Annotated in this window: 21 protein-coding genes, 1 tRNA gene and 1 CRISPR repeat array; of the genes, 7 read left to right on the plus strand and 15 right to left on the minus strand. The window is 53.0% G+C overall.

Annotation, left to right across the window (positions count from 1 at the left end):
• Positions 1-433 precede the first annotated feature (433 nt).
• The 13 genes from CIK87_RS01275 to CIK87_RS01335 form a co-directional block, all read right to left on the minus strand.
• A complete protein-coding gene (locus tag CIK87_RS01275; protein WP_094384789.1) occupies positions 434-3,124 on the minus strand; it encodes a thiol protease/hemagglutinin PrtT in 2,691 nt (896 codons plus the stop codon).
• A 6-nt stretch (positions 3,125-3,130) separates the two neighbouring features.
• Entirely contained in the window at positions 3,131-4,468 is a 1,338-nt protein-coding gene (locus CIK87_RS01280) for an ATP-binding protein (RefSeq protein WP_371327094.1), read from the minus strand.
• A gap of 67 nt (positions 4,469-4,535) precedes the next feature.
• The gene (locus CIK87_RS01285) at positions 4,536-4,892 is read right to left on the minus strand and encodes a Spi family protease inhibitor (RefSeq protein ID WP_158216169.1); all 357 of its coding nucleotides are present in this window, start codon (positions 4,890-4,892) and stop codon (positions 4,536-4,538) included.
• Positions 4,893-5,334: 442 nt separating this feature from the next.
• Positions 5,335-5,416: transfer RNA gene (locus tag CIK87_RS01290), tRNA-Leu, on the minus strand.
• A gap of 55 nt (positions 5,417-5,471) precedes the next feature.
• Positions 5,472-6,431, minus strand: a complete 960-nt coding sequence (locus CIK87_RS01295) for a S41 family peptidase (protein ID WP_254046187.1) — start codon at positions 6,429-6,431, stop codon at positions 5,472-5,474.
• A 59-nt stretch (positions 6,432-6,490) separates the two neighbouring features.
• Positions 6,491-7,306 (minus strand): DUF3316 domain-containing protein, encoded by an 816-nt coding sequence (locus tag CIK87_RS01300; protein ID WP_094384795.1) that lies wholly within the window; start codon positions 7,304-7,306, stop codon positions 6,491-6,493.
• Positions 7,293-9,986 (minus strand): DNA gyrase/topoisomerase IV subunit A, encoded by a 2,694-nt coding sequence (locus tag CIK87_RS01305; protein ID WP_094384797.1) that lies wholly within the window; start codon positions 9,984-9,986, stop codon positions 7,293-7,295. The genes CIK87_RS01300 and CIK87_RS01305 overlap by 14 nt, the downstream gene beginning before the upstream one ends.
• A 200-nt stretch (positions 9,987-10,186) precedes the next feature.
• A complete protein-coding gene (locus CIK87_RS01310) occupies positions 10,187-11,506 on the minus strand; it encodes a nucleobase:cation symporter-2 family protein (protein WP_094384799.1) in 1,320 nt (439 codons plus the stop codon).
• Between the two features lie 278 nt (positions 11,507-11,784).
• A CRISPR array of direct repeats spans positions 11,785-12,213; the repeat unit is 36 nt; unit sequence GTTGTATATCGTCCGTTTCCTACATCAAACCACAAC.
• Positions 12,214-12,288: 75 nt separating this feature from the next.
• Positions 12,289-12,858: a hypothetical protein gene (locus CIK87_RS01315; RefSeq protein ID WP_144008061.1), complete on the minus strand. Its 570-nt coding sequence runs from the start codon at positions 12,856-12,858 to the stop codon at positions 12,289-12,291.
• 22 nt (positions 12,859-12,880) lie between these two features.
• Positions 12,881-13,063 carry a hypothetical protein gene (locus CIK87_RS01320; protein WP_094384803.1) on the minus strand — a complete coding sequence of 61 codons (183 nt, stop codon included), beginning with the start codon at positions 13,061-13,063 and terminating at the stop codon, positions 12,881-12,883.
• A gap of 453 nt (positions 13,064-13,516) precedes the next feature.
• Positions 13,517-14,401, minus strand: coding sequence for a carbohydrate kinase (locus tag CIK87_RS01325; RefSeq protein ID WP_094384805.1), 885 nt, complete (start codon positions 14,399-14,401; stop codon positions 13,517-13,519).
• 171 nt (positions 14,402-14,572) lie between these two features.
• Positions 14,573-15,622 carry a zinc-binding dehydrogenase gene (locus CIK87_RS01330; protein WP_094384807.1) on the minus strand — a complete coding sequence of 350 codons (1,050 nt, stop codon included), beginning with the start codon at positions 15,620-15,622 and terminating at the stop codon, positions 14,573-14,575.
• Positions 15,623-15,721: 99 nt separating this feature from the next.
• A complete protein-coding gene (locus CIK87_RS01335) occupies positions 15,722-17,131 on the minus strand; it encodes an MFS transporter (RefSeq protein ID WP_094384809.1) in 1,410 nt (469 codons plus the stop codon).
• 270 nt (positions 17,132-17,401) lie between these two features.
• Here CIK87_RS01335 and CIK87_RS01340 point away from each other — a divergent pair, with 270 nt between their 5' ends.
• Both CIK87_RS01340 and CIK87_RS01345 read left to right on the plus strand, forming a co-directional pair.
• The gene (locus CIK87_RS01340; protein WP_094384811.1) at positions 17,402-18,409 is read left to right on the plus strand and encodes a LacI family DNA-binding transcriptional regulator; all 1,008 of its coding nucleotides are present in this window, start codon (positions 17,402-17,404) and stop codon (positions 18,407-18,409) included.
• Between the two features lie 192 nt (positions 18,410-18,601).
• Positions 18,602-18,976: a RidA family protein gene (locus tag CIK87_RS01345; protein WP_094384958.1), complete on the plus strand. Its 375-nt coding sequence runs from the start codon at positions 18,602-18,604 to the stop codon at positions 18,974-18,976.
• A gap of 283 nt (positions 18,977-19,259) precedes the next feature.
• Here CIK87_RS01345 and CIK87_RS01350 read toward each other — a convergent pair whose 3' ends face one another.
• Positions 19,260-20,477 (minus strand): glycoside hydrolase family 27 protein, encoded by a 1,218-nt coding sequence (locus tag CIK87_RS01350; protein WP_094384813.1) that lies wholly within the window; start codon positions 20,475-20,477, stop codon positions 19,260-19,262.
• A 306-nt stretch (positions 20,478-20,783) separates the two neighbouring features.
• Between CIK87_RS01350 and CIK87_RS01355 the strand changes: the two genes are divergently transcribed.
• Both CIK87_RS01355 and CIK87_RS01360 read left to right on the plus strand, forming a co-directional pair.
• Complete coding sequence (locus CIK87_RS01355) at positions 20,784-21,545, plus strand: 4Fe-4S binding protein (protein WP_094384815.1); 762 nt, start codon at positions 20,784-20,786, stop codon at positions 21,543-21,545.
• Positions 21,542-22,648, plus strand: coding sequence for a glycerate kinase (locus tag CIK87_RS01360; protein WP_094384817.1), 1,107 nt, complete (start codon positions 21,542-21,544; stop codon positions 22,646-22,648). The genes CIK87_RS01355 and CIK87_RS01360 overlap by 4 nt, the downstream gene beginning before the upstream one ends.
• 228 nt (positions 22,649-22,876) lie before the next feature.
• Here CIK87_RS01360 and CIK87_RS14605 read toward each other — a convergent pair whose 3' ends face one another.
• The gene (locus tag CIK87_RS14605) at positions 22,877-23,095 is read right to left on the minus strand and encodes a hypothetical protein (protein ID WP_254046188.1); all 219 of its coding nucleotides are present in this window, start codon (positions 23,093-23,095) and stop codon (positions 22,877-22,879) included.
• A gap of 891 nt (positions 23,096-23,986) precedes the next feature.
• On the opposite strand from CIK87_RS14605, the gene CIK87_RS01370 reads away from it, so the two are divergent.
• Genes CIK87_RS01370 through CIK87_RS01380 form a run of 3 tightly spaced genes read left to right on the plus strand, consistent with a single transcriptional unit; the run spans position 23,987 to position 26,252 of the window.
• Entirely contained in the window at positions 23,987-24,529 is a 543-nt protein-coding gene (locus CIK87_RS01370; protein ID WP_144008062.1) for a hypothetical protein, read from the plus strand.
• Positions 24,529-25,362: a CsgG/HfaB family protein gene (locus tag CIK87_RS01375; protein WP_044065103.1), complete on the plus strand. Its 834-nt coding sequence runs from the start codon at positions 24,529-24,531 to the stop codon at positions 25,360-25,362. Before CIK87_RS01370 ends, CIK87_RS01375 begins: the two co-directional genes overlap by 1 nt.
• A 2-nt stretch (positions 25,363-25,364) precedes the next feature.
• Positions 25,365-26,252: a DUF6175 family protein gene (locus tag CIK87_RS01380; protein WP_254046184.1), complete on the plus strand. Its 888-nt coding sequence runs from the start codon at positions 25,365-25,367 to the stop codon at positions 26,250-26,252.
• Positions 26,253-26,259: the final 7 nt, after the last annotated feature.

Genomic DNA, 26,259 nt, shown 5'->3' on the forward strand with positions numbered 1-26,259 from the left:
ATCGCAGTGGGGCGTCACTGCGCCTCTTGCTGTCTGCGCAACTCCCGTAACCCACGCCATGTTGCCCATGGTGATTTCGCGGAGCGTGATGGGCATTGCCGCTACCCTGTTGACCGCCATCCCGACTTGCGCAATCATCACGGCTGGCTCGTAACATATGAACCGTGGGCTTGTGCCTACTGAAACGTGGGCTCGTGACTTATGATGCGAGGGCTCGTGACATAAGGTACGAGCTGGCCATGGTGGTAGAGGTGATGGCGATGACGCCCTCTGGCTGACCCTGCGGCATGAGGGGCGAGGCGGAGCGGGTGGCGGTGCTTGGGTGGCTGGTGGCGGCGACGCAAAAAAGCCATCCCCGCTGCCTGTCGTTGGGCAGGGGGGATGGCTATGGTTGCGCCGTGGTGGCGGTGACGGTGGACTGCTGTCGCAGTGGCTATCGCAGAGGGGCGGCGGTGCGGTTCATGAACCGGTAGGTGGTGGTGCGCGCTCCAGCCTCTATCCGCAGGAGGTAGACGCCCTGGGCGAGACCCTGGAGGGAGAGTTCGGCGCGGCGGGCGTCGGTGGCTGGTGCCTGGCCGACCATTGTGCCACTCACGCTGTAGAGCCGTATGGCTCTGAGCCCCTCGGCGCTCACCGCAAGCTGACCGGCGCTGAGGCTCACTGTGGGCGCCGTGGTCGGGGCGTCGTCAATGGCTGTGGCGGTGCCGCTATAGATGGAGAAGATGCTGCCCTCGCGCTTGAGGTAGTAAGCCGGCGCCTTGGGCGAGGTCAGCTCCACATCGTTTCCGTCGGTCTTGCCGGTGACATAGATGCGATAGGTGTGGCCGTCTGCAAAGGGCTGGTTGCTCTGACGCAACCAGTAGCTGAAGAGCGGCACATCAAACGATGAATGGACGCTGACATTATCCTCGATACCCGGTATCTGGATGGTCTCATGGGTCTGCGTGTCTTCGCCAAACATATATACGTAGCCCTCGTAGCTGCGTCCTTCGGTTGCGCGTAGCGACACTCCGAGTTTGAAGAGCGGCATCCTGGTGATGTCGATGCTTCCCGACTCGACCTTGGAGTTGGAGTCGTCGGCCAGGAATATCTCCGCCTTGGCCATAATCGGTCTGTCCTGTCCCTTGACCACATCGATATAGGCGGCATCGCGGTCGTGGATGTTGAGGATGGGGTAGTGGAGCGTCTCTGCCTCGTCGCCCGTCATCTCGAGCTGCACCTCGTAGCGCGCTGGGGCGAGCGAGGCGGGGATGGAGAGGGTGATGGGTATCTCGGTCTCGGTGAAGCCCTCGATTTCGGTCAGTGCGTCCACGCGCGTGTCGAGCACCACTGTCCTGTCGGCATCGAGCAGCCTCACCCTCAGATAACAGTCGCGCGGCACGCCATTGAGATTTTTCACGGGGAAGAACGCCACCACCTTCTCGCCCTGATAGGCTTCGTCGGAGAGGCGGGGCTGGCCCATCAGCTGGAACCGCGCTTCCTCCGAACAGATTTCCGAGATACGTGCGGAGCCGTTGCTCAGTTCCACCTCGATGATGGGCGCCTTCTTTATGGGGAAGAAATCGTCCCACGAACCGTCGTCCTTGCGGGCGGTGCATACGGCGATGAGGCGGTAGTAGCCATCGGCGAGCTGGGCGAGACTCAGGTGGATGGGCTGGGGCTCGTTGATGAGATAGTCGGTGCCCATATATCCGTCGAGGCCGTCGCCGTAGATTCGCTGGGTGAGTCCGCCGGTGGCGTGGTCGTCAGAATAGGCCACGCGGACGAACTTGCCCTGGGCGTCGTAGACCGCCACGCCGATGTCGCCACGGAAGGGGTTGCCGCGGTTCACAAACGAGCTGACCTCTACGGTCTGCGTCTGCGACGGATTGAAGGTCTTGTCTGCGCCCTTGATGGAGAGCGAGCCGCCCTCGTTGAACATCAGTTGGGGCGAGGTCTCCAGCAGTCCGCGGTCGATGTCGGGATATTTGCCGTTGTTGGGGTGGGCGAGGATGGCGGTGAGGGCGCGGTTGAAGGCAAGAGGCTTGCCCTGAAATTCGCTTCCGGTCTCGGTCACGTTGAGGTTGGTGAGCGAGTAGTAGGCATCGCCCTGTCCTTCCCAACCGAAGTTCATGTGGAAGAGTCCGTTCTGGTCAAATCCGTCGGCCACCCAGGCGTGCCCCGATGCCGTCCCTGCGGGCCGTCCGTCCAGATAGACTGGGCACCCGTTGAGCAGTTCCTGCCGCAGTATCTCGGCAAAGCGGCTGGGGCCCTCTATGGCTTTGGTGACATAGGCAGCGGTGTAGTCGAAGTGCTTCTGCAGCGCCTTGTAGGCAAAGAGTCCCTGGGTGCCGCTCGCGTCGGGGGTGTACTGCATGAACGAGGCTATGCCCACGTCGCTCATCAGCAGCGCCACGGCGTCTTCCTGCTTCTGCGTGGCGGCGATGGGGTAGCGGTAGTCGGGCAGCATGTTGGCCCAGTCGTAGCGCGACTGGCTGAAGTCGGCGCTCACCGTCGTGTTGTAGTACTTGACGAGATACTCGTTGCTCCCCTTGCCCTGGGCGGGCCACTGGTAGTAGTACATCATCTGCGCCACCGCCGTAGCCACGCATCCGCTGTATGGGTAACCGGTCTTGGCGTTGAAGGGGTGCGACTGTCCCCACTTGCTCTTCAGCAGCGGCTCTACGGTCTTGGTGTAGAGTGCGTTGCGGGTTCTGGGGCTGAGGGTCACCCGGCCCTCCTTGATTGCCTCGTAGGTCTGGCGGTAACCCTCTAAGAGCAGTTTGACGCAGGGGTTGGCTGTCAGCGTGTCGAGCGTGGTCTCCCTGCTGTAGGCCAGGATTTCTCCCATCTCGTCGTCGCCGGCAACGATGACAAATCCCTGTCCCCGCGCGTCGTTATATATATAATAAGGTGGGATGGGCGTCGCCGTGCGGCTCTGCGCCCTGGCCATGGCGGCACAGTCGTCCGACAGGGTAACCACTCTTCGGGCAATCCTGACAGCCTCCATCGGGCTGATGTCCTTGGCATGCGCCGCAGGGGCAATGGCCGCCAGCATGCTCACCACGGTAGCCACCACAGCCACAGCATGGCTGCGCCACACTGCAAGTCTAAGTATTCGTGCGATATCTTTCATTTCTTTCATACCTTTTCAATCTTGAATTTTTGCCTTTTCAAGCACCACCCACACACCTGCATTAACCTTGCCTTCATGCCGAATGATGCCAGCTTTCTGCATTGCCGCCAAATCACGTTCTACTGTACGCTGTGTCACCGACAATGTTTCCGACATTTCTTTTCCAGTGATTAACGGATTTTTCTTGATAGAAGATAAGATAAATCGTTGACGTTCAGTAAGGTTCGTTTCCGACATGTTTCCGACATTTGTTTCCGACATGTTTCCGACATTATTAGTGTCATTAATGCCATTTACACCGACATTACGGTAAATGGTAATCAATGTGCCGCTGACATGATTCTCTATTTTAGGCTCAGGAAGCCCCATCTTTTTCAAGCCTTGACGTATCTTGTTAATGCCACGTCCCCATGTCTCGATAAAGCCAGCCTTGTAGAAGGCATTGGCTATGTTGCGGTTGCGAGGTTGTGAAGCATGTTCTGCGAACAATTTCTCTTGATCGATGCCTTCGGGCAGTTTGCCGTCGTTCCAAAGCATAATGCAGTCATCGTACACTTTCATCTGTGTATGCACACCCATATAGTCACGGTGTACGATGGCATTGCAAATAGCCTCACGCAACACATCCTCGGGTATTTCCAATTGCTCTATACGTGTTATCCCTTCGTAGTGAATGGGGGACAAAAGGTACTTGGAACGCAACAATTCAATGATACGGTTTACCATTTGCAGGATATTTCCTTCTACTACGTCCTGTGTGATCAAGTCGCTCTCGTCATTACGGAAACGGCCGATACGGAAATCGCAAGACACAAAGAATCTCTTCGGGTTCTTGCCAAAGATCAATAGGGCGGCTTGCTTGAGCTGTCCTTCCTCTGTTATCAAGTTCAGACTATGCAGTACAGCTTCAGTAGATGAAGTATAGGCATCACCCGAAACTCGGCCAACTTCAATGCCTTTGCGCAAGAAGTAGTCGATAGCCTGATGATCAATGTCGTTTAGCGTGGCTCCGGCGACTGGCATATCATCCCATGACCATCCCATCTTTTTCAAGATAAAGTTCTGCAATGCCAGTCCTTTTAATTCTTGCTTGGTAGAACCACTACGATAGTGGTAAGCACCACGGTAAGCCACAGGCACATTGCTTGGTGTCACCACAATCTCGATGTATTCCTTTTTGCCCTCTGTAAGCAAGTTTACATCTTCCACGATACCAAGGTAGTTCACTATCTTGTTAGGAATGTCTTCCATCAGTCTCTTGGCATCAGGCAGACCGATCACTTGTTTTTCATCGTTTACTCCGATAAAAATGCGACCGCCTTGTGCATTGGCGAAACCGCATATCCATTTCAGGTATTCGTCTCACCAAGATTCCTTGTATTCTATATTTTGACTTTCACTAAGCATATCGTGTTCATTGTTAAAGCGTAAAAACCATTTCGGCAAGGTTGCCGTTTACTTTATACTCATTCTTATTGTTTGGTATTTCTCCCATCTCGTCGTCGACGACGATGACAAAACCCTGTCCCCGCGCGTCGTTATATATATAATAAGGTGAGATGGGCGTCGCCGTGCGGCTTTGCGCCCTGGCTTTGGCGGCACAGTCGTCCGACAGGGTAACCACTCTTCGGGCAATCCTGACAGCCTCCATCGGGCTGATGTCCTTGGCATGCGCCGCAGGGGCAATGGCCGCCAGCATGCTCACCACGGTAGCCACCACAGCCACAGCATGGCTGCGCCACACTGCAAGTCTAAGTATTCGTGCGATATCTTTCATTTCCATTGTTCTATATGTAGATTCAGACATAGGGCATTATTGGGTCATTTATTGGGTCATTTATTGGGCCATTGGGCTAACCGAGTATGGCATTGCTTTGAACAAGCTGGTTCAATTTAATCTGTATCGGTTCTGGTTACTCCCGTAGGTAGGGTCTCAAGCAACGCTTCTCATTCCAAGCATTTAATAATAGCGGAAACTCCGAATAGGGTTGTCTCCTCAGCCATTTTGCAGAATATATTATGCTTGTTGCCCACTTCAAGGTATCTCTCTTCTATCCCCACACATCCCTTCAGCCAGTCAGTAGTGGTGTCTTCAAATGTAGAGGCTGACAGCCTGCCCATCGGGTGACCATGAGTGATGACTGCGCAGGTAATGGGGGCTTGGGTATACAAACTAAAAAATCCTAACTGCTTGTTGATAAGCAATTAGGATTAGCGGGTGCGCCTGATAGGACTCGAACCTACACGACCTGAGCCACCAGATCCTAAGTCTGGCGCGTCTACCAATTCCGCCACAAGCGCAATAATGGTGCAAAGTTACGATAAAAAAATGAGAAACGTGACGATGCGTGAGTTTTTATTTGCTGTCATTCAATTTTTTACGGGCTTCCTCGATGATGGTGTCGATGCCGCGCTGGAGGTCGCTGTCGGTAATGCTCACCACATGGTCGGGGGCTATGCCGTCTTCGGTGCTCTGGCGGTTGCGGTCGTAGATGGGGCAGGCAGAGAACCTCACGCTCCATCCGCAGGGCAGCTCGCTGCTGAAGGGCATGCCGCCTCCGCCACCGGTGTGGTCGCCCACGGTGATGACGCGTGGACAGCAGCGCATGTACTTGACAAACTCGTTGGCGGCGCTGAAGACGGTGCGGTTGGTGAGTACTGCCACCGGCTTGTGCCAGCGTATGCCGCGGCTCGGGCGCAACCGCTGCTCCTTCATGGCAGAGAAGTCGTTGTGGCCGCGGCCCGTCTTGTGCTGCACATATCCCACGAGGATGTCTTCGTCGGTAAAGCGGGCAGCCAGCTGCTCGGCGGCGCTTATCATTCCACCGGGGTTGCTGCGTATGTCGATGATGAGGGCGCGGCAGGTGAGCAGGTAGGCCATGATGTCGTCGAGGTTGCCTTCGCCGAAACCGTTGGCAAAGGTGGAGCAGCGCATATAGCCAATGTTGTCGTCGAGGATGCGGTAGCTGATGCCCGACGCGATGCGGTAGTCGGTGCCGAGATAGCGTCGGGAGAGTGTGTCGGAGAAGTTGGAGGGATAGTCTTCGCGCCAACTCCAGTTGCGGCCGATGTCGAAGGTGGAGTAGAGATTGACATGGCCGTCGCGCAGTTCGCTGAGCATGTTGCAGAGAACCTCAAACTGCTGGTTCTCGCTCATGTGGTTGTCTATCTGGCGCGAGTAGCGCTGGTAGACCTCGTTCCAGTCTACGCCCTTCTGGCTGAAGAAGCAGTAGTGCTCGTCCATGATGCGCCATAGGGCTTCAAAGTTGCCGCTCGGCGAGTTGGTGTATTCGTCTTCATCTACGCAGCTGGTCATGCTGATGGCGACAAGACATGCGAGGCATAGGCGGAACAAGAAAGAAAGGCGTGGAAGGGTCATGGCTGTTTAATCTTTTGGATACTGAACTTGCGCACCACACCGATGACAAACGCATGGGTGTAGATGTGTGACTTGAGGTGGTTGACGCTGGCCTGCTGGTAGTCGCCCAGATAGCCGGCGCGCAGGGTGGTGCCCCACAGGTTGTAATCGACGGTGAGCATCTGCCTCATCGACGGCGCGTTGCCTACCCAGGTGGGCACCACGTTGTGGTCGTAGTTGCCCTTGGAGAATATCTCGTAGTAGGACTGTCCGTAATTGGGCGAGAACATGACGCCGGCGACAGGCAGCCACACCTCGTATCTCACTGCCAGCGGATGGCGCCAGTGCAGGGTGTAGGTGGCGGCGGCTGTGGGCGTAAGGTTGAGATAGGCTCTGGCCTGTGCGGGATTGTTGGAGTTGCGGGTGTTGTAGATGAAACCTATGTTGGCGTCGATGTTTCCACCCACGTCGAGTCGCAGGGTGCTTCCCTTGAAATGGAAATCGCATAGATGCCAGTGCCATCCGTACTGGAAATTGTAGCTGCCTGCCATCTCGCCACCGTAGCCGCTCTTGTTTTCAAGAAGAGAGAGGCTGCCCTGGTGGATGATTTCATGGAAGAGGCGCGTGGTGTCGGTCTTCTCGCGCAGGGTGTGTGAGATGTATCTCAGTTCGGTGCCCCTGTAATGGAGCGGGGAGAGATAGGTGTCGAGCACCTCGGCACCTCCAATGCCCACCATGCGGGCATTGGTGACTATGCGCTCGCTCTGGGCCCAAGCGATGGAGCAGGGCACGACTGCCAGAAGCGCCAGGAGGATGATCTTAATTGTCGTCATTGGAGAAAAGGCTGAGTTGGCCGGTGATTTCGTCGATGACCTGCTGCTGGCTCTTGCCGGCATCGGGGTCCAGGTTGGTGTCGTCGGTGCTGTCGTCGGCGTCACTGGCAGTGGGCTCGGGCTCTGGTTGGCGGGTAGGCTCAAGCTCTTCTACCGTCTTGACCTTGTAGATGGTGAGTCGGCGGCCGTGGGCCTTGACCGAGCGGATGGTGGCGAAGTCGGCAGCCTCGACCTCCAGTGGTGGCTGCTTGACATCGACGCCCTCGAAGGTAACCCTCAGACGGGGATAGGGCGTGTCGGTGAGCAGCACCATCTTGCTCTTGGGGTTTTCGCCCATGATGTTGAGCGGCTTGCGCGAGTATTCCAGCGCAAATCGCTTGATGTAGAGCAGACGGTTGTTGTCGGCATCATAGAGCACGGCAGTCCATATCTTCTCGGGATTCCACTTCTCGATGACGACGATGCCCTCGCTATAGTGGTTGTTGGCGTCGAAGTCGGTGAAGTAGTAGCTGTAGTCGTTGAGGATAACCAGTATGCGGTCGTCGTCGCTGAACTCTCCGAGGTAGTTGCCCCGCTCTTCATAGTTGATGCGTCGCACATAGGGGTCGTACCACACCTTGCGTCCGCCCAGAGTGGAGTGGCCGCGGCTCTTGAGCGAGATGCGGTGAACGGGCTTCTTGGTGAGGATATTGCCTCGTGCCGTACGGTTCTTGATAAGTATTTCGGAGAAATCCTTTTCGAGGAATATATTGGCCTTCTTCTTGGCTGTACAGTCGGGTTCGAGCGTTATCTTTATCACTTCGGCCTCGCCGTTGGGGTTGGCAGTGAAGTACATGATGCGCGAACCCTCGGTGCCTTGGGTCAGGTCGTACTCGCGGTCACGGGTACAGCCGTTGACGAAGAAACGCTTGATGAAGCACATGCCCTTGCGGCCGTCGCGATAGACCACGTTGAAGATGGTGCGCACATCGTTCTTCTTGAACACCTGCGCCCAGATTACGTTCTTGCCTACGAAGAACTTGTCGGCCACCTTGACTATCTTGTATTTGCCGTCGCGGTAGAAGATGATGATGTCGTCTATCTTGGAGCAGTTGCACACAAACTCGTCTTTCTTGAGTCCGGTGCCCATGAAGCCGTCGCTGCGGTTGATGTAGAGCTTCTCGGTGGCCTCGATGACCTCGGTGGCCTCGATGGTGTCAAAGTTGCGTATCTCAGTGTGGCGTGGATGGTCGGCGCCATATTTCTCGATGATATACTCATACCAGTTGATGGTCACATCGGTCATGTGGGCCAGGTCGTGCTCTATCTCCTTGATTTCCTTCTTGATGCGTGCCAGCAGTTCGTCGGCCTTGTCCTTGCTGTATTTCAGGATGCGCTGCATCTTGATTTCGAGCAGACGCAGCAGGTCGTCGCGTGTGATGCTGCGCACCAGCTTCTTCTTGAATGGAGCAAACTTCTCGTCGAGGAACTCCACCACGGCGTCCTGGTTGGGAGCCTGCTCGAAGCGGGTCTCCTTGTACATGCGTTCCTCGATGAAGATGCGCTCGAGCGAGATGAAGAACAGCTGCTCGAGCAGCTCGTTGCGGCGTATCTCCAGCTCCATCCTCAGCAGGTCTTTGGTGTGCTCGACCGAGTGGGTCAGCACGTCGCTGATGGTGAGGAAGCAGGGTTTGTTGTCCTTGATTACGCAGCAGTTGGGCGAGATGTTGGTCTCGCAGTCGGTGAAGGCATAGAGCGCGTCGATGGTCTTGTCGGGACTTGTGCCCGGCGCCAGGTGTATCAGTATCTCCACCTCGGCGGCGGTATTGTCGTCGATGCGGCGTATCTTGATTTTACCTTTCTCTATAGCCTTGGTGATGCTGTCTATCAGAGTTGATGTGGTCTTGGTGAAGGGGATGTCGCGTATGGCGAGCGTCTTGCCGTCTACCTGCTCTATCTTGGCTCTCACCTTGACCACTCCGCCTCTCAGTCCGTCGTTGTATTTGGATACGTCTATCGAACCGCCGGTGGGGAAGTCGGGGTAGAGGGCAAACTTCTCGCCGCGCAGATAGGCTATGGCAGCCTGGCATATCTCGGTAAAGTTGTGGGGCAGAATCTTGGACGCCAGACCCACGGCTATACCTTCGGCTCCCTGGGCCAGCAGTAGCGGATACTTCACGGGCAGCGTGATAGGCTCCTTGTTGCGGCCGTCGTACGACAGTTGCCAGTCGGTGGTCTTGGGGTTGAACACCGTGTCGAGGGCAAACTTGGTAAGACGGGCTTCGATGTATCGTCCGGCAGCAGCACGGTCGCCGGTCAGTATGTTGCCCCAGTTGCCCTGGGTGTCGATGAGCAGCTCCTTCTGGCCCAGTTGCACCAGCGCGTCGCTTATCGACGCGTCGCCGTGGGGGTGCAGCTTCATCGCCTCGCCCACCACGTTGGCCACCTTATTATATCTGCCGTCGTCCATGCGCTTCATGGTGTGCAGTATGCGTCGCTGCACAGGCTTCAGACCGTCCTCGATATGAGGTACGGCACGTTCCAGGATCACGTAGCTGGCGTAATCCAGAAACCAGTTCTTGTACATTCCCGAAAGGTGATGCACGGCAGAAGCGTCGAAACGGTCGGCGGGGCGATAGTCAGAGTGCTGGTCGTTGTCCAGTATATCGTCTGTTTCCTCTTTGGTCTTGTCGTCGTCCATAGTTATTATCGTTTATTGCAGAAAGTATACAAAATTAGGAGTTTTTTTTGATTTATGCAACGAAAGAATGGCAAAATGCTTGATTTTTCATGATTATGATAGACACGCCGACCCCTGAAACCGAAGAGACGACAACCGGCAGGGCGCTGTGGGGCCCATCGTCGGCTGTCGTCTCTTCAGTAATGGAGTGTCTTGTATCGTTATTGCTTGTCAGCAGCGTCTTCCTTCTCCTTGGGCAGAATCAGAATGAGCACCACGGCCAGGAGGAATACCACAGCCACACAGTTGTCGGCAAATACCGTACGCACAATCTCAGGGAAGATGTTGAACATGTCTGTGGCCTGGGTGAAACCGAGTCCCACGCTCAGCGAGAGGCTCACGATAATCATGTTGCGCTGAGAGAATCCAGAGCGGGCCATCATGCCGAAACCGGCAAAGAGGATGCTGCCAAACATCATGATGGTGCAGCCTCCAAGTACGGCCTGGGGTATGGTGGTAAGCACATAGCCTATAGCCGGGAATATGCCGCCCACAATCATTACCACGGCACCCACGCCTATCGTGAAGCGGTTGACTACGCCCGACATGGCAGCCAGACCCACGTTCTGGCTGAACGAGGTGATGGGGGTACAGCCGAAGAGTCCTGATACACTGCTCACAAAACCGTCGCAGCAGATGGCAGACCCCATCTCCTTCTGCTTGGGGTCGCGTCCGAGCGCGCTGTTGCAGAGCGCCGATGTGTCGCCTATCGTCTCTGTCGCCGAGACCAGATAGACCGCCGTCACCGAGAGTATCGCGCCGATGTTGAACTCAGGCGTAAAGGGCAGCAGCTTGGGTAGCGCCACAATCGATATATCGCTGAGTCCACTGTAATCAATCATACCCATGAAGAGAGCGAGGATATAGCCCGCGATGAGGCCCATGAGTACCGACAGCGACCGCAGGAAGCCCTTGGCAAACACCTGGCAGAGCAGACAGGCCAACAGCGTAACGCTGCCCACAATCCAGTTGTCCATGCTGCCGAAGTCGGCTGCGCCCAGTCCGCCGGCAAAGGAGTTGGCTCCCACCGGCAGCAGCGAGAATCCGATGGCTGTCACCACAGTGGCTGCCACGACATGCGGAATCAGTTTTATCCAGTATTTGGCGAAAAGTCCCAGCAGTCCTTCCAGCACGCCGCCCACAATCACCGCTCCGATGAGGGTGCCCATGCCATAGGCTGCGCCAATGCTGATGGCCAGCGAGAGAAAGGTGAAGGAAATACCCATCACGATGGGCAGCCGCGAACCTATCCGCCATACGGGGTAGAGCTGCACCAGCGTACCTATACCCGCTATTACCATACAGTTTTGTACGAGCACCGCACTGACTGATTTGTCCAGCCCTATGGCGCTGGCAAGAATCATGATAGGCGCAATGTTGCTGACAAACATGGCCAGTACATGCTGAAGACCGAATGGGACTGCTTTGCCCAATGGCACTCTACCGTCAAGCTGATAGAGATTCTCTGTAGAATTTGTCATAACTATATCAGTATAAATAGAAATATCGCTTGATAACATTTCTTTCCGCTCCGTATCCATCCCACAGCCATAACTGCTTGCGCCGTCAAGCCCCAGGGTTGCCACAGAGATGCTACAAAGTTACAAAAAAACATTGACCCCCAATCCCTCAATCCCCATTTTTTCTTCTGCCATGCACAAAGGGGCGGGATTGGGCGCGGATATATACCTTATTATATATATAGGAGGCGTCACATCCGCTTTGCCATCCGCTGGTGGAGTCGCTTGGGGGAGAATGGCATCTCGTGTTGTCTGTTTCTACATCAAACCACAACTATGGTTCCGTTAGAGCCTGCCGTTACTAGTTGTATATCGTCCGTTTCCTGCATCAAACCACAACTATGCCGGAAAAGGTATTGGCAGTGGTAACGTTGTATATCGTCCGTTTCCTACATCAAACCACAACTTATCCTTGGCTTTCTTGATGGCAGCATTGGTTGTATATCGTCCGTTTCCTACATCAAACCACAACGATGATAAAGCAGTTTCAGGAATTGAAAGGTTGTATATCGTCCGTTTCCTACATCAAACCACAACCGTAACCTATAAAGGTCAAACGTGTGCTTGGTTGTATATCGTCCGTTTCCTACATCAAACCACAACTGGATAATGCTCTTTGCGTCTATATACTCGTTGTATATCGTCCGTTTCCTACATCAAACCACAATAAGGCAGTAATGCCGAAGGGTAAAACCTATACTCCCGCTTCGGTGGGAGTTTTTTTGTTTTTAGCCCCCTTGACTTTATAAATCCTCCATAATGTTTTGTCTCAGCTTGTCCTGGTTGGCTTTGTCGTAGTAGCTGAGTTGCACGAAGCAGTCGAATTTCTGATGGGTTATTTCGAGGGTTATATCTCCGTTCTTGCAGGCAAAGGTGCAATGGTATTTGCAGCGGTCAAACTGAACTTCGTACATGCGGCTGTTGTCGTCATCTGCATACTTGTTTTGAAATTCCTCCACACATACTTTGGGCTCGCCGTATTTCTCGGTGAGCATGTCCTTATAGCTGGAGTAGCAGCTTTCGAGATCGGCCCACTTGTCCATCTTAGGAAACTCTACGCAGACACGGCATATCATGCCACTTTTGTCGGCCACGGCATAGATATGGCAATTCTTGTAACCGGCAAACTCGCCTTTCAGCACCGACACTCCGTCTTCGGTGCCTAAGGGCACATATCCTTTGGCCTTGAGTTTGAGGGTAAACGACAGCAGGGTTCCTTCCATAGGGATGCCCTTAAACTTCATGTGTTCGGTCTGGGCTGAGCAGAGGCATACTGTCAATGTCAACAGCAATGTACATAATAGATGTTTCATAGTTGTATGTGTTAGTTGATTGTTATCGGGTTCTCGGTATACCCTTTTCGGCGATAGACTTGATACGAATTTCCCGGCCTATGGTTTCAGAGATGTCGTATTGCCCCCATCCTTCTTCCCGTGGATTTTTCTTTATCATCTCGTCATACCACCAGTCGTAGTGCTCGCGACTGATGATGCCCAGGTCGTGGGCTTGATGTACCATCGCAAAGCCACAGGGCAGCCACGGATGTGCTGCAAAGTTACAAAAAAACATTGACCCCCAATCCCCATCTCCCCACTTTTTTCTTTAGCTGAAGTGTGCGATGGGAGAAGGAATGGGTGGAATAGGTGCGGCTGTATATCTTTTATTATATTTAGCAATTCTGTTTTTCTGTTTCTGAGATTGAATTATAAAAAGAAGGACGAGAGCAATGTAAATAATGCCCCCGTCCGATTAGTCTTCACAACGGAATAATCTTTATTGGATGTACAAAAGTACTAATATCCTAACTAATCACAACCTTTGACGAACAGGAAATGCAGAAGCCCGGTTGTCGTTGGCATAACAAGTGCTCATAACGCTTCCTGCTCTGCGCGTGTCCGAGTCCAGCGGTCCGCATGCTGATTCTGCCCCAATGTCACGGCCGCTTTCAGCCGCTATGGGGCAGAAGAGGTGTCATCTGGTATATTCTTCGGGCAATACAGGCATGACACCATGCTGTGTGCAGACGTATGCCGATACCTTCACCGCCAGTTCGTGGGCTTCCCTTACGCTCTTGCCCTTCAGGATGCTTGCCACAAATGCGCCTGTGAACGAATCGCCGGCGCCCACGGTGTCAGCCACTTCCACTCTGGGTGTCTCGATAAATGATATCTCGCCTGAGGTAAATACGTAGCTGCCGTTTACGCCACAGGTCAGGATGAGCATCTTCAAGTTGTATTTGCCCAGGAGAAGCCAGCATTTGTTCTCCAGGTCTATGCCTGGATAGCCGAAGAGGCGGCTTATGGTGATCAGTTCCTCGTCGTTGATCTTGAGGATATTGCATCGCTTGATGCTCTCGGTGATAATCTCCTTGTTATAGAATCCTTGACGCAGATTGATGTCAAAGATTTTGAGAGTTTCTTTCTCTTCAGGCATATTGTCGAGAAAACGGTAGATGGTATTGCGTGACACCTCGTTGCGCTGGGCCAGCGAGCCATAGCAGACGGCGGTGCAGTTCTTGGCCAATCTGTCCAGGGCGGGGGTATAGGGTATATTGTCCCAGGCTGCTCCTTCCTTGATGTCATAGCAGGGTATTCCATTGGCGTCGAGCGTCACCTGTACGGTGCCGGTAGGGTAGTCTATCTTTTCTATCTCATAGTTGAGATGGTGGTCGTCGAGTTCCTTTTCCAGTTCCTTGCCCAACTCGTCATCACCCATTGCGCTGACAGCCCAACTGTCGAGCCCAAACTGAGAGACATGATAGGCGAAGTTGGCTGGAGCGCCACCGAGTTTCTTTCCACTTGGCAGCATGTCAAAGAGAGCTTCGCCGATACCTATTACTGATTGTTTCTTTTCCATTGTCGTTTTTAGTTTTAGATTGCTGGATACATCGTCTGTTTTCCGTTGCGTGGGCATCTTTCTGGCGGTGTTCATTGCTGCGGTCCAATCTTTTGGACAGTCTGCACACGTCAGTACATCCTTTCTCTGTATCTGCCAATGGTGTGCAGACTGTCTCTTCTTGCCTGTCTGCTATTTCTTCTCTTGTGGTTTCTGGTCTAAGTCGATAATAACCTTCATACTCGTCTCGCGATGGCTGTCGATGAATCTGTATGCGTCATCATATTCCTCAAAGGCGAAACGGTTGCTTATGAGAGGCTTGAGGTTGACGATGCCTTTGCTCACATAGTCGATGGCGGTGAGATAATCCTCGTGGCGGTACATCATCGATCCGATCAGGCGCAGTTCGTGTTCGCCCAGGTGAAACATGCTAAGAGCTGGGTCTTTGGCAAAGACAGCCACGACCACGATGTCGCTGCCCTTCTCGATGGTCTCCATCAGCGAGCGGATAGAAACCTCTACGCCAGCCACTTCAAAGCCTACCTGATAGCCTTCTTCGCCGAAGAGTTCTTGGGCAGCTGCCTTGAGGGGCTTCTTGGTGATGTTGAGCGTATGCTCGATGCCACACTCGCGGGCTTTGGCCAGACGCAGATCGCTCACGTCGGTGATCAGTACGTTCTTGGCGCCACGGGCGATACAGAACTGGGCGATGAGATTGCCGATGGTTCCAGCACCGCTCACCACTACATTCTTGCCTTTCACCTCGGTGCGGTTGCTGGCATGGGCACCTACGGCGGCAGGTTCTATCATGGCTCCATAGTCGAGGCTCATCCCTTCGGGCAACTTGGCTACGCGGTCATCGTCTACGACGAAGAGGTCCTGGGCTGCGCCGTCAGCCTGGAATGCCTGTACACGCAGATGTTCGCAGACATTATACTGTCCGCGTTTACAGGGGTTGCACTTGCCGCAGACCAGCTGTGGGCGGGCGGTGATGTGGTCACCGGGGCTGCATACGGTTACCTCGCTGCCTACAGCCACTACCACTCCCGAGTACTCATGTCCCTGTACCACTGGATAGAATGTGGCGGGGTGGAGACCGTGGTAAGAGTGTATCTCACTGCCGCAGATGCCGATGCGCTTGATGTTGACGAGCACCTGATGGGCTGTCAGGTCAGCTGCCTTGGGTTCTGCTATTTCCTTAAACTCGATACGTTTGGGTTCTACCAATATTGCTTGTCTCATAGTTGTATTGTTTTTTTATGGTTGTTATCGTTAATGTTAGTGTGTTGGGCAATTTTCGTTTGTCTTGTCCCACCCATCGGCCTGATGACCGATGGAGTTTTATTTCTTTTTGTTTTCCAGTTCTGTCATGATCTGGTTGTATTGTTTCTTGTTGAGTCTGTATAGACAGAGACACCCTGCGGTGATGATCCATAACACTCCTGGTATGGTGCTGAAGGCGTGGTGCATGATGCTCAGCACTTCCGGGTTCTGCACAGCGTTGCTTACATATCCTGCACTGCCCAGGGCAATGGCGAGAAGCGATGTGCCGAGCGCCATGCCTATCTTGTTGCCCAGAGAGATGAAGGCATACTGGAATCCATCGTTTCTGATGCCCGTTTTCCACTCGCCATATTCCACGCAGTCTGGGATGATGGCATAGATGGCAGTGTTGAATCCAGAGAAGAAGAACCATGACAATGCTGAGAACAGGTAGAACATGATGGCGCTACCGTTGGGACTGAAGAAGTACAGAGCGATCATCGTGACACCGGTGAGGAAGGCGAAGATGGCTGCAGCCAGACCCTTGTTGCCGGTCTTTCTGAATACCATGGGGAAGCAGGCGGCACCGATGATACTTGGCACGATGATGGCCATCGAATAGAAGGAAAAGAGCGTGGCCGAACCTTCTACATAAGTGAAATAGTAGAGCATGTCGGCGTTGCGTCCATAGTGGATGAAACCGAAGAGCAGCTGGCCTAAGAGAGCGAGCATATAGGGCTTGTTCTTCATCATGGCACAGAGCTGTACCTTCAGCGGGAGCTTCTGACCCACAGGTATCTCCACCACCTCTCTGGTTTTGCGGAAACAGAACAGATGGCAGGCGGCGAAGATGATGCCATAGAGCACAGCCACGGCGAGATAGCCATATTTGGTGTCGCCGGCGCCAAACCAGCTGATGAGTGGCACGGTTACGATGTTGATTACGCCGATGGCCATCATCGCGCTTACCGAGCGGCTGGTGTTGAGTTTGGCTCTCTCGTCGATATCCTGTGTCATGGCTCCGCAGAGAGTGCCATAAGGCAGGTTGACACAGGTATAGCCCAGTACCAGGATGCAGTAGGTCACTGCCATGTAGATGATCTTGGCGGTCTGGCTCCATTCGGGGTGTGCCCAGAAGGTGAGAATCAGCACCAGTGCCGTGATAGGGGCTCCGAAGAGCAGCCATGGGCGGAATCGTCCCCAGCGAGTATGGGTCTTGTCGGTGAGTGCGCCGATGATTGGGTCGTTGATAGCATCCCAGAATCGGGATATAAGCATCAGGGTGGCTACAGCGCTCATGCTGATTCCAAACACGTCTGTGTAGAATATCATGAGGAAGTTGCCTACAAACATCCAACTGAAGTTGCAGCCCACGTCGCCCATGCCATAGGCGAGCTTGCTGATGAAGGGAACTTTACCCTCTGCATTGTTTTTCTGCGAGCCGTTCAACTGTGAGCAGTTCGCTTGACATTTACTGTCTTGTTCCATCTTTTTTAGGTTTGGGTAGTGTATTGTTGTTTTTAATTCTTAGGTGTTGGGAAGTAGTACTCTCAGAGAGAGCCTGCTCTTCCCTTATCACGCTGTAAAGGTAGCGTGAATTCGCAGGCAATTCAAGAAAAAAAGCATCTTTTTTCCCACAACCGTTCTCGCAACCGTTCCCATTTTCTGCAACCGTTCCCAAAAAGATCCGCATTTTGTTGTTGCTCTCATGGAGAATAAGTATCTTTACAAGCGCATAGACAAAAGACCCAAAGAGATATGGCAAAATACGTCACCATTATGGATATTGCAAGGGTGCTGGGCATCTCCAAGTCCACCGTCTCCCGTGCCCTCTCGGGAGATACCGGCAATGTGAAGGCCGAAACTCTGCAGAAGATTTTGGCAACCGCTGAGCAGATGGGGTATCATCGCAACGAACTGGCAGTACATCTCAGGCAGCAGAGTACCCATAACATCGGCATCATCATCCCCGAAATCGTCACCACGTTTTATATGATCTTTATCAACGAGGCACAGGCCATCCTGCGCAGACAGGGCTACAAGGTGATGATAGCCATCTCCAATGAGAATCCCGAGCAGGAACGTGAGAATATCCTGATGATGGAGCAGCTGCGCGTCGATGGCATCTTGATGAGTGCCTGTGACAAGGAGCGCAACGTAGATCTATATAATAAGGTGATAGAGCGAGGCATCCCCATCGTGTTTTTTGACAGAACCGTGGAGAGGGTCAGGGCTTCCCAGGTGCGCATGGACGATTATATCATGGCGTTTTTCATGGTTGAGGCTTTGCTGCGCAAGGGTTACAAGCACATCATCCATATTCCCGGTCCGTCTTATATCCGCAACAGTTATGAACGGTTGAGAGGTTATCGTGAGGCGCTTGAGAAGTTTCATGTCGAGTACCAGTCGCATGATGTCCTGCTGCCGGCATTGTCGGCCGAAGAGGGCAGTTGGGTGATGGAGCAGTATCTGGCCAAGGGAGTGCCTTTTGACGCCGTCTTCGGATTTACGGAGACCGCTGTCCTGGGAGCCAAGAGCGTCATCCAGAAGCACGGCTTGCGCATCCCTGACGATGTGGCGCTCTGCTGCATGTCGGGTACGACCCTTGCCACCCTGGTACATCCCCAGCTGACGGCTGTCGAACAGCCTATCGCCAAGATGGCGCAGGAGGGGTGCCGACTGCTGTTGGAGCATCTTGCCGATGCAGACAAGCCGATAGAGGAGATTGCTCTGAGAGGCGAAACCGTAATAAGAGAGTCTACATAGAGGCAGCGGGTGTGTCATCCATAGGATATGACACACCCGCTGCTTGTCTTTTCTGCTTCCTTTACGGCTCCAGAGTCTCTGCTTCCGCTTCTGCCATGCAGTTGTAGAAATACAGGAAAATATAGTTGGTTGTCGTGGAAAAATAGTATTTTTGTAACCCGAAGGACAATATATACACTAACAGACAATATGATGAAAGTAATCCATTCTGAACTCGCCCCCAAAGCGGTGGGGCCTTACAGCCAGGCCATTGTGGCCGGTGGCTTCGTTTTTGCGTCGGGCCAGCTGCCCATCGATCCTGCCACAGGTGAATTTGCCGAGGGCGGCATCAAGGAGCAGACCCGCCAGTCGCTCACCAATGTTACCCATGTGCTTGCCGAGGCAGGCATCGACCTGAGCCATGTGGTCAAGACCACGGTGTTCCTCTCTGATATGGCCAACTTTGCTGCCATGAACGAGGTCTATGCCACATTCTTCAGCGAGCCTTATCCAGCCCGTTCGGCTGTGGCTGTCAAGACGCTGCCCAAGAATGCCCTCGTAGAGGTAGAGGTTGTGGCTGCTCTCTGATTTCCCTTCCTCCGCACCCCGATGGCGTGCGAGTCTAATTGACAAGCCGTGTGGTTTCCCGAGGTCATTGTGACTGGTATCGGGTGACCACACGGCTTGTTTTCGGGATGTCCGCAGACGATAGCTGCGCCCTTCCTCCTATGCGACGGCCGCCGAAGGCAGAGAGGAGGTTGTCGCGGTTGCTGTCAGTATGCTATAAGATGACAGGAGCATCATGGTTGCAGCGTTCTTCGCTTGCTGCCAGATGCTCCTGTTATTCGTCTTTCGTCGGTTAGGTGTCTTCTTACTTCACCACAAACACCTTTGTCTCATGCGCGGCCACGCTTCCTTTCCAGCTCTTGGCTTTCCGGGCTATGTCTCGGTGCTGCCATACATCGCGCACGGTGTACTTGCCGTTGAGCCCGAGGCTTGCAAAGTTGAGGCTTATGCGTTGGGCTTCGTCCGAGGGGTTGAGGATGGCCACGGCGTGCGAACCGTCGGCGAGCGGTTTGATGTAGACCTGCTGCGCAGGCAGGTTCACAATGCGTTCGGCAGCCTTGCCCAGAGCGTCTTGGTTGATGGCGATAATCTCCTTGTTGAGCAGAATGCGGCGGTCATCGTCGGTCACCTTGCGCAGGTCGTTGGTCATGGCAAGCACCGACGACAGCATACACCACATGCTCATCTGCGTCTGATATTCGGTCGTGGTGCAGCCTACGCCACCGAGGTCGCTCGACGGCCCGCCCGTTCCGTACAGGCCGACCACCAGCATATCCATGTCGGGCCATTGTCCCGGACGGGCGTGTTTTGCCAGAGGCGCCGTTATGTCGATGATGTCCAGAATACCCATGCCGCCTTGTTTCACGATGTCCTTCCACATATCGCGCACATCGCCTGAGGTACGCCAGAGCTGTCCTCCCACCTCTTCGCACCACTCTTCGCATTGGCGCTGACCCCACTCGCAGATGCCGAGCACGATGTCGCGCCCCGAGTTCTGCAGAGCGTTAGCCATAGTGCGGTAGCGCTGTCGGGCGGTGGCACTGTCGGCAGGAGCGTTGCAGTAGTCGTACTTCAGATAGTCTATGCCCCACGAGGCGAAGGTGCGTGCGTCCTGCTCCTCAAAACCCAGACTCGCCGTCCATCCGCCGCAGGTGAGCTGTGCCGCATCCGAGTAGATGCCGAGCTTCAGTCCTTTGGAGTGTACATAGTCGGCGAGCGCCTTTATGCCCGACGGAAACTTCTCCGGGTCGGGTATGATGTTGTTCTCACGGTCGCGTCCGCCTTGCCAGAGGTCGTCGATGAAGATATATTCGTAGCCGGCGTCGCGGAAACCGCCTTCAACCATGGCGTCAGCGGTTTCGCGTATGAGCTGTTCGTTGATGTTGCCCTGAAAGAGGTTCCATGTCATCCATCCCATTGGTGGTTTCGGAGCAAGTTGTCGACGTGGGGTGGGGGTGTTCTCTGCCCAAGCGAAGAGCGACGCGAGGCAGAGCGCTGCCGATAGGATAAGCGATTTGTTCATAATGATTTGTCAATTGGTTGTTTGTTATTGTACATAGACTGTGCCGTGGCGATATAAAGCACGGGGCTTCCGTCTGCTTTATATGCCTTGCGCATAGGCTTTTATATTATCACGTACAAATTTAGCAATTATTTCCTGAAGTCCCGTACCAAGTCTCCGATTATTTCATTATCGTGGCACCAGCCCCTCAGCCTACCGCCGGCATATATACCGCCCAAAGCACTGCCCTGTATATGATTTTTCCGTAAAAACTGCACGCTTGGCGTATTTTTTTGTATTTTTGTGACCATATTATAGTGTTTACCTATGACTATACATCAAATCACATTCAGTCCCACTGGCGGCACGCGACGCGTGAGTGAGTTGCTGTGTGCGGGCATCGGCACCACGGACACCGCCACCGAACTCTGCTCGTGGGAGGATGACATCGCTTATCCCGACATTGCTGCCGATGACCTGGCCGTCATCTCCATGCCCGTCTTTGCCGGACGCGTGCCGATGCTGGCTGTAGAGCGGCTGAAACGCGTCAGCGCCCATGGCGCCCGGTGCGTGATAGTCGCCGTCTATGGCAACCGCGCCTACGACGACGCCCTCGTAGAGATGCAGGACATAGCCACCGCAGCGGGCTTCCGGGTGATGGCAGCCGTGACAGCCATCGCCGAGCACAGCGTGTGCCGACAGTTTGCCGCCGGACGCCCCGATGCGAGCGACGCCGCGCAGCTTGGTGAGTTTGGTGCTGCCATCCTTGCCCGCGCAGCCCTGTCGGCGCCCATCCCCGAGTTCACTCTGCCGGGTCACCGTCCTTACCGCGAGTATAGCCCATGCGCCGTGCCCGAAGCCGATGACCGCTGTCAGGGCTGCGGAGCATGTGCTGCCCAGTGCCCCACCAGAGCCATCGCGCCAGACCATCCCCAGACCACCGACCCAGCCCTCTGTATCAGTTGTATGCGTTGCGTGCAGGTGTGCCCCGTCCATGCCCGAGGCATCGGACAGCGCCTCTCCATGCTGGCAGCCCATCTCGAACCGCTCTGTCGCGAGCGACAGGAGAACAGCCTCTATCTCCCATGATGCCGACTATACAGGGACCGGAAAACACCATGCACAGGGCTACGGTACGCAAGGTCGTCGCAGCCTTCGACTCGTTCAAGGGCTGTCTCTCTGCCCGGGAGGCATGCGAGGCGTGTGCCCAAGGCATAGGCAGAGTCCTGCCCCACGCCGCAGTAGTTCAGTTGCCGCTGAGCGATGGAGGCGAAGGGCTGGTCGAGTGTGTATGCCGGCTGCTGCCCTTACGCCCTGTGACCGTCGAGGTGCATGGCCCCCTGATGGAGCCTGTCACCGCCGAATATGCCGTGTCCATAGATGGTCGTACCGCCTATATGGAGATGGCGGCGGCAAGTGGACTGACGCTCGTGCCCGTAGGGCGGCGCGATGTGATGCGTGCCACCACCTATGGCGTGGGCGAGATGATGGCCGATGCCGTAAGCCGAGGCTGCACCGAGATAGTGATGGGTATCGGCGGAAGCGCCACCTGCGACGGCGGCAGGGGCATGATAGAGGCCCTGGGCGACTGTCGGCGCCTGGCGTCACGGTGTAGAGTCACCGTGGCCTGCGATGTAGACAATCCGCTGTATGGCGAGCGTGGTGCCGCCTGCATCTTTGCCCCGCAGAAGGGTGCTTCGCCCGAGCAGGTCAGGGCTCTCGACGCTCGTCTGCGCGACTTTGCCCGTGCCACTGAGCGTGCCGGACTCGCCACGTCACTACTCGCCCTCCACCCGGGGGCAGGTGCGGCGGGAGGACTGGGCTATGCGCTCATGGCATACCTCAACGCCGACCTCCGCTCGGGCATAGACATCATGCTCGAGCTTGCCCATTTCGACGACGCCATCCGTGATGCCGACCTCGTAATCACGGGCGAGGGCAGGTCTGACGCTCAGACATTTATGGGCAAGGTTCCCTATGGGGTGATGGTGCGCTGCCGCCGCGATGGAGTGAAGGCGTGGCTGCTGTCGGGCGCAGTCGACGATATCGAGGGGCAGCTCTCGACAGTGTTTGACCTGGTTGCGGGCATCAACGATGCCGACCCCCGACCGCTCGCCGTGCTGATGCAGCCCGAGGTGGCCCGCCACAACCTGGCTGCGACTGTGGCAAGACTCGTTGGTGGGGCGGGGTAGACGGAGGCGTGGAACTCCAAGCCATCATTTCTCATGAATGTGAGCACGTTATTGTATATTCATCCGCATGTGGATGAATGGTTTAAGAAGACAACGCTTCTGAGAAATGACAATTGTCAGACATATTCCGACTTGTTTACATCAAATAGTTCATATATCAAGAAGAAAGCCTGTCGGTAATGAAGAATTTTCACTATCGACAGGCTTATCTGTATTTTATCTATAAAGTTATCTCCATAGAGGATCCGAAATCCAATTCTTAGGGAATCCCATTGCTGCCGGATCTACCTGGGGATAAGAAACGAGTAAGGATTTGAGTTCATTCTTGAAGTCCAATCCATATCCCATGGAATCAAGCCAGAATGCAATACAACAGGCTATAGCATAAACTTTGTTCGCATCAACACCATTAATGTCAACCCACGCACCACGTAAAGAGGCTTTCATTTGTGGAGCGTTGGAAAGATAACGATTCCAAAGTCGTGAGTGGTGAGCGCAACAGTTTCTCAGGACCGTTACACTACGCATCCAGCTTTCCAACACCTCATGCTGTGGAAGATTGAATTGACGAGCTACACGCTGTAACTGACCTCTCCAAGAAATGTTGCAGCCTTGGATGAATCAGCAATATTTAAGCCTCTACTTTTTAGTAGTTCTATTTGTTCCGAAATAGAAACAGCCTGTTTAGTGTATAATCTTAATGTTCCCATAAAAGCAAAAGCCCCGCCCTGGTTCGCTGTTCAAATGGGAAGCGTGGCGGATTCTGTTGCTGCAACAGGTATGAATAATCATTGATAATACGAACTTTTTAGCGAGAAAAATCACGCAAAAGTGGAATTCTTTGACATATTTATATTTAATAATGTTAAATCGGACATTAAAATCATACTTTATCAGCCAAACAAAGTGGTTTCCAAGATGAAAGTGTTATCTTTGTATCGTCTATACCCATGCCGAAAGCCCCGATGGGTAGAGGTTGGGCAGACATATACATAGTAAAAGGCGTATCTGACGCTTTGGTTTTGACGATTCGTGAACTTCGCAAACTCATTTGTCAGTCAAGAACAAAGCAACAAGGAACGTCTCATGGGTGTATTGTATACAGCCCTAATTGGCTTCGGTTGCATTTTGCATTCGTTGCCAAGAAAGGGTATTTATATACTTACACATACGTGGGGCTTTCGGCGTTGCTCGTTTCGGACTGACAGGGCAATGCGAAGGCCTACGAATCGTGGAACGAGTGACAGACTGGCTCCACGTTCTTTTATTTTGTATATTCGCCAATAAAAAATTAACCCTGCTGTGGTAGCCAGGCAGTCATCTTAAAAATAATACAAGATGAAAAGATTTTTATTCGTTACCGCAGCATTGCTCGCAATGTCGGTATCATTCTGTTTCGGTCAGTCCAAAGAGGACATTAAGGCAAGTATCGACCGTTGTGCAAAATTGGAGAAACTTTGCTCTAAGCAGCCAAAGCAAACTGGAGTTGCAGATGTTGACGCCTATGTACAGGGTGTTTACAACGCAGCCATCAGTTCTGCTGCGTCATCAGCTCTACTCCAAGACCTTTATTATCGTCAGATTGGCGAGACGAAGGATGGTGTTACAGACGTAAGTATCAAGAAACCTACTGTAGAGGAACTTGTCGCATTAAGCACAACTCTAACTGCAGAAGGTGTTTCTATCGCTGAGGCTGGGAAAGGTGCAGAAGCTGCAACCAAGGCATCTTCTACTAACAAGAATCCAATGAAAATAGCTAAGATAGCATCAGCTCTCGCCTTTACAAAAGATGCTTACCCTGTCTTGCTTGAAGAGTCAAAGGCGAAGGTCGCAGCCATCAAGCAGATGATTGAAACAGCAAAAACTGCAAAGAATCTGTGATGGGAAATTATCGCATTTTATATGCGGTCATACTTGCGTGTATCCTTTGTGGGTATACGCAAGTTTCTTTAGCAGCCGATGACCGCCCTGTCGTAGGCGTAACTCAGTTTACCTGCGATGAAGAGAGTCCATACACAGGACTTGTAACAGAGAAAGTTGTGGAAATGCTGACTAACACTCACCGCTTTGTTGTAGTTGACAGAACAAGTCGCGATAAAGTAGTTGATGAACTTGAACTACAGAAGAGCGAGGCTTTTCTCGACAGCCATAATCTTGCAGAACAAGGTGCGGCTGTTGCTGCCGAGCAGTTGGTAACAGGACATATTGTTAAGATACCGGTTTATCGCATGAAGAACAGTGACGGAAGCACACGTGGTTATAAAGCAAGTGTAGCATTTCAGTTGAAAGTTGTTGACGTAGAGACAGGCGTAAGCAATGAGGCACAGAGTTTTGATGGAAAATGCAGTAAGGAAATGCTGTCGCCAGAGAGTGCTGTTACAGCAGCCATGCAAAGCCTGCAATCCGACATATATGAATATTTCCGTATCAATTTCCCCGTCAAGGGAAAAGTCTTGAAGACGATAGATAAAAGCACGATACTTCTCAACGTTGGCAAGGAAGCTGGAATCAAGGTCGGTGATACGTTTACGATAGAATCAGTAGAGATGCTTGATGGCAAACCTTATCCATCTGAACTTGGAAAGGCCAAGGTGACAAAACTCTCTGGAGAGTCATTCGCCGAATGCAGCGTGTCACGCAAAGTCATTATCGCTATTGAAAATAGTAAAGCTTCTCACAATTTAGTTCGTTGTAACTTAATTATCAAAAAATGAGTATGAAAAGAATAGCAATAATATTATTGGGACTGTGTGCTTTCTGCTGCACATGGGCACAAAACATAGAGTCTCAAGTTACTCCTTTACCTACGGCACGACCAAAGATTATGGTCATACCATATACAATGCAAGGTGAAGACATACGTACCGTTTTGGAGAATGACGTGAATAAGCGTATCGCTTTAACCAAAATAAAGGAAGCATTCGATCAAAGGGGGTATACTACAGTTGATTTTTTTGCCAAGGTAAAAGCCTTGTCAAAAGCAACCGCATTAGGCAATACCCAACAACAGGATGTTAAGACTATGATTATACAACAGTCTGGTGCAGATGTTTATGTCGAAGCGGAAATAAACCTGTTGGAATCTCCTTCTGGCAATGCCATGAAAGTAATCCTGTCTGGTTATGAAACCTCTACTGCAAATTCGCTTGCCAATGCAGTTTGCGAAAGCGGTAAGTTTTACACCGATGACTATGGTAAACTTACATCAAGAGCTGTTGAGGCAGGGATGGACAAATTCTTGAACACCATGCAGGAGAAACTGATGAACATAGCTGAAAACGGACAATCCATAGCGGTAACAGTCGGCATTGACGAGGCATCATCTCGCTCTATGTCGCAAGAGGTTGGCGCAGACGGTCTTGCTTTGTCCGATGCCTTGGAAATGTGGGTGGAAGAAAATGCCTATAAAGGTAATTACCATATCCAGGGAACAACCGACAAGCAGATGCTCTTCGACGATATTCGCATACCGCTAAAAGACGAGAACGGAAGAACGTATAATATCAATAAGTTTGGATTGAAGTTGTTGACATTTTTCAGGAATCTTGGAATCAAGATTGAGAGAACTACAAGCAACAATATGCTAATTGTAACCATTAAATAACGGGAGT

The sequence above is a fragment of the Prevotella sp. P5-64 genome (assembly GCF_002251285.1).
Classification (GTDB): domain Bacteria; phylum Bacteroidota; class Bacteroidia; order Bacteroidales; family Bacteroidaceae; genus Prevotella.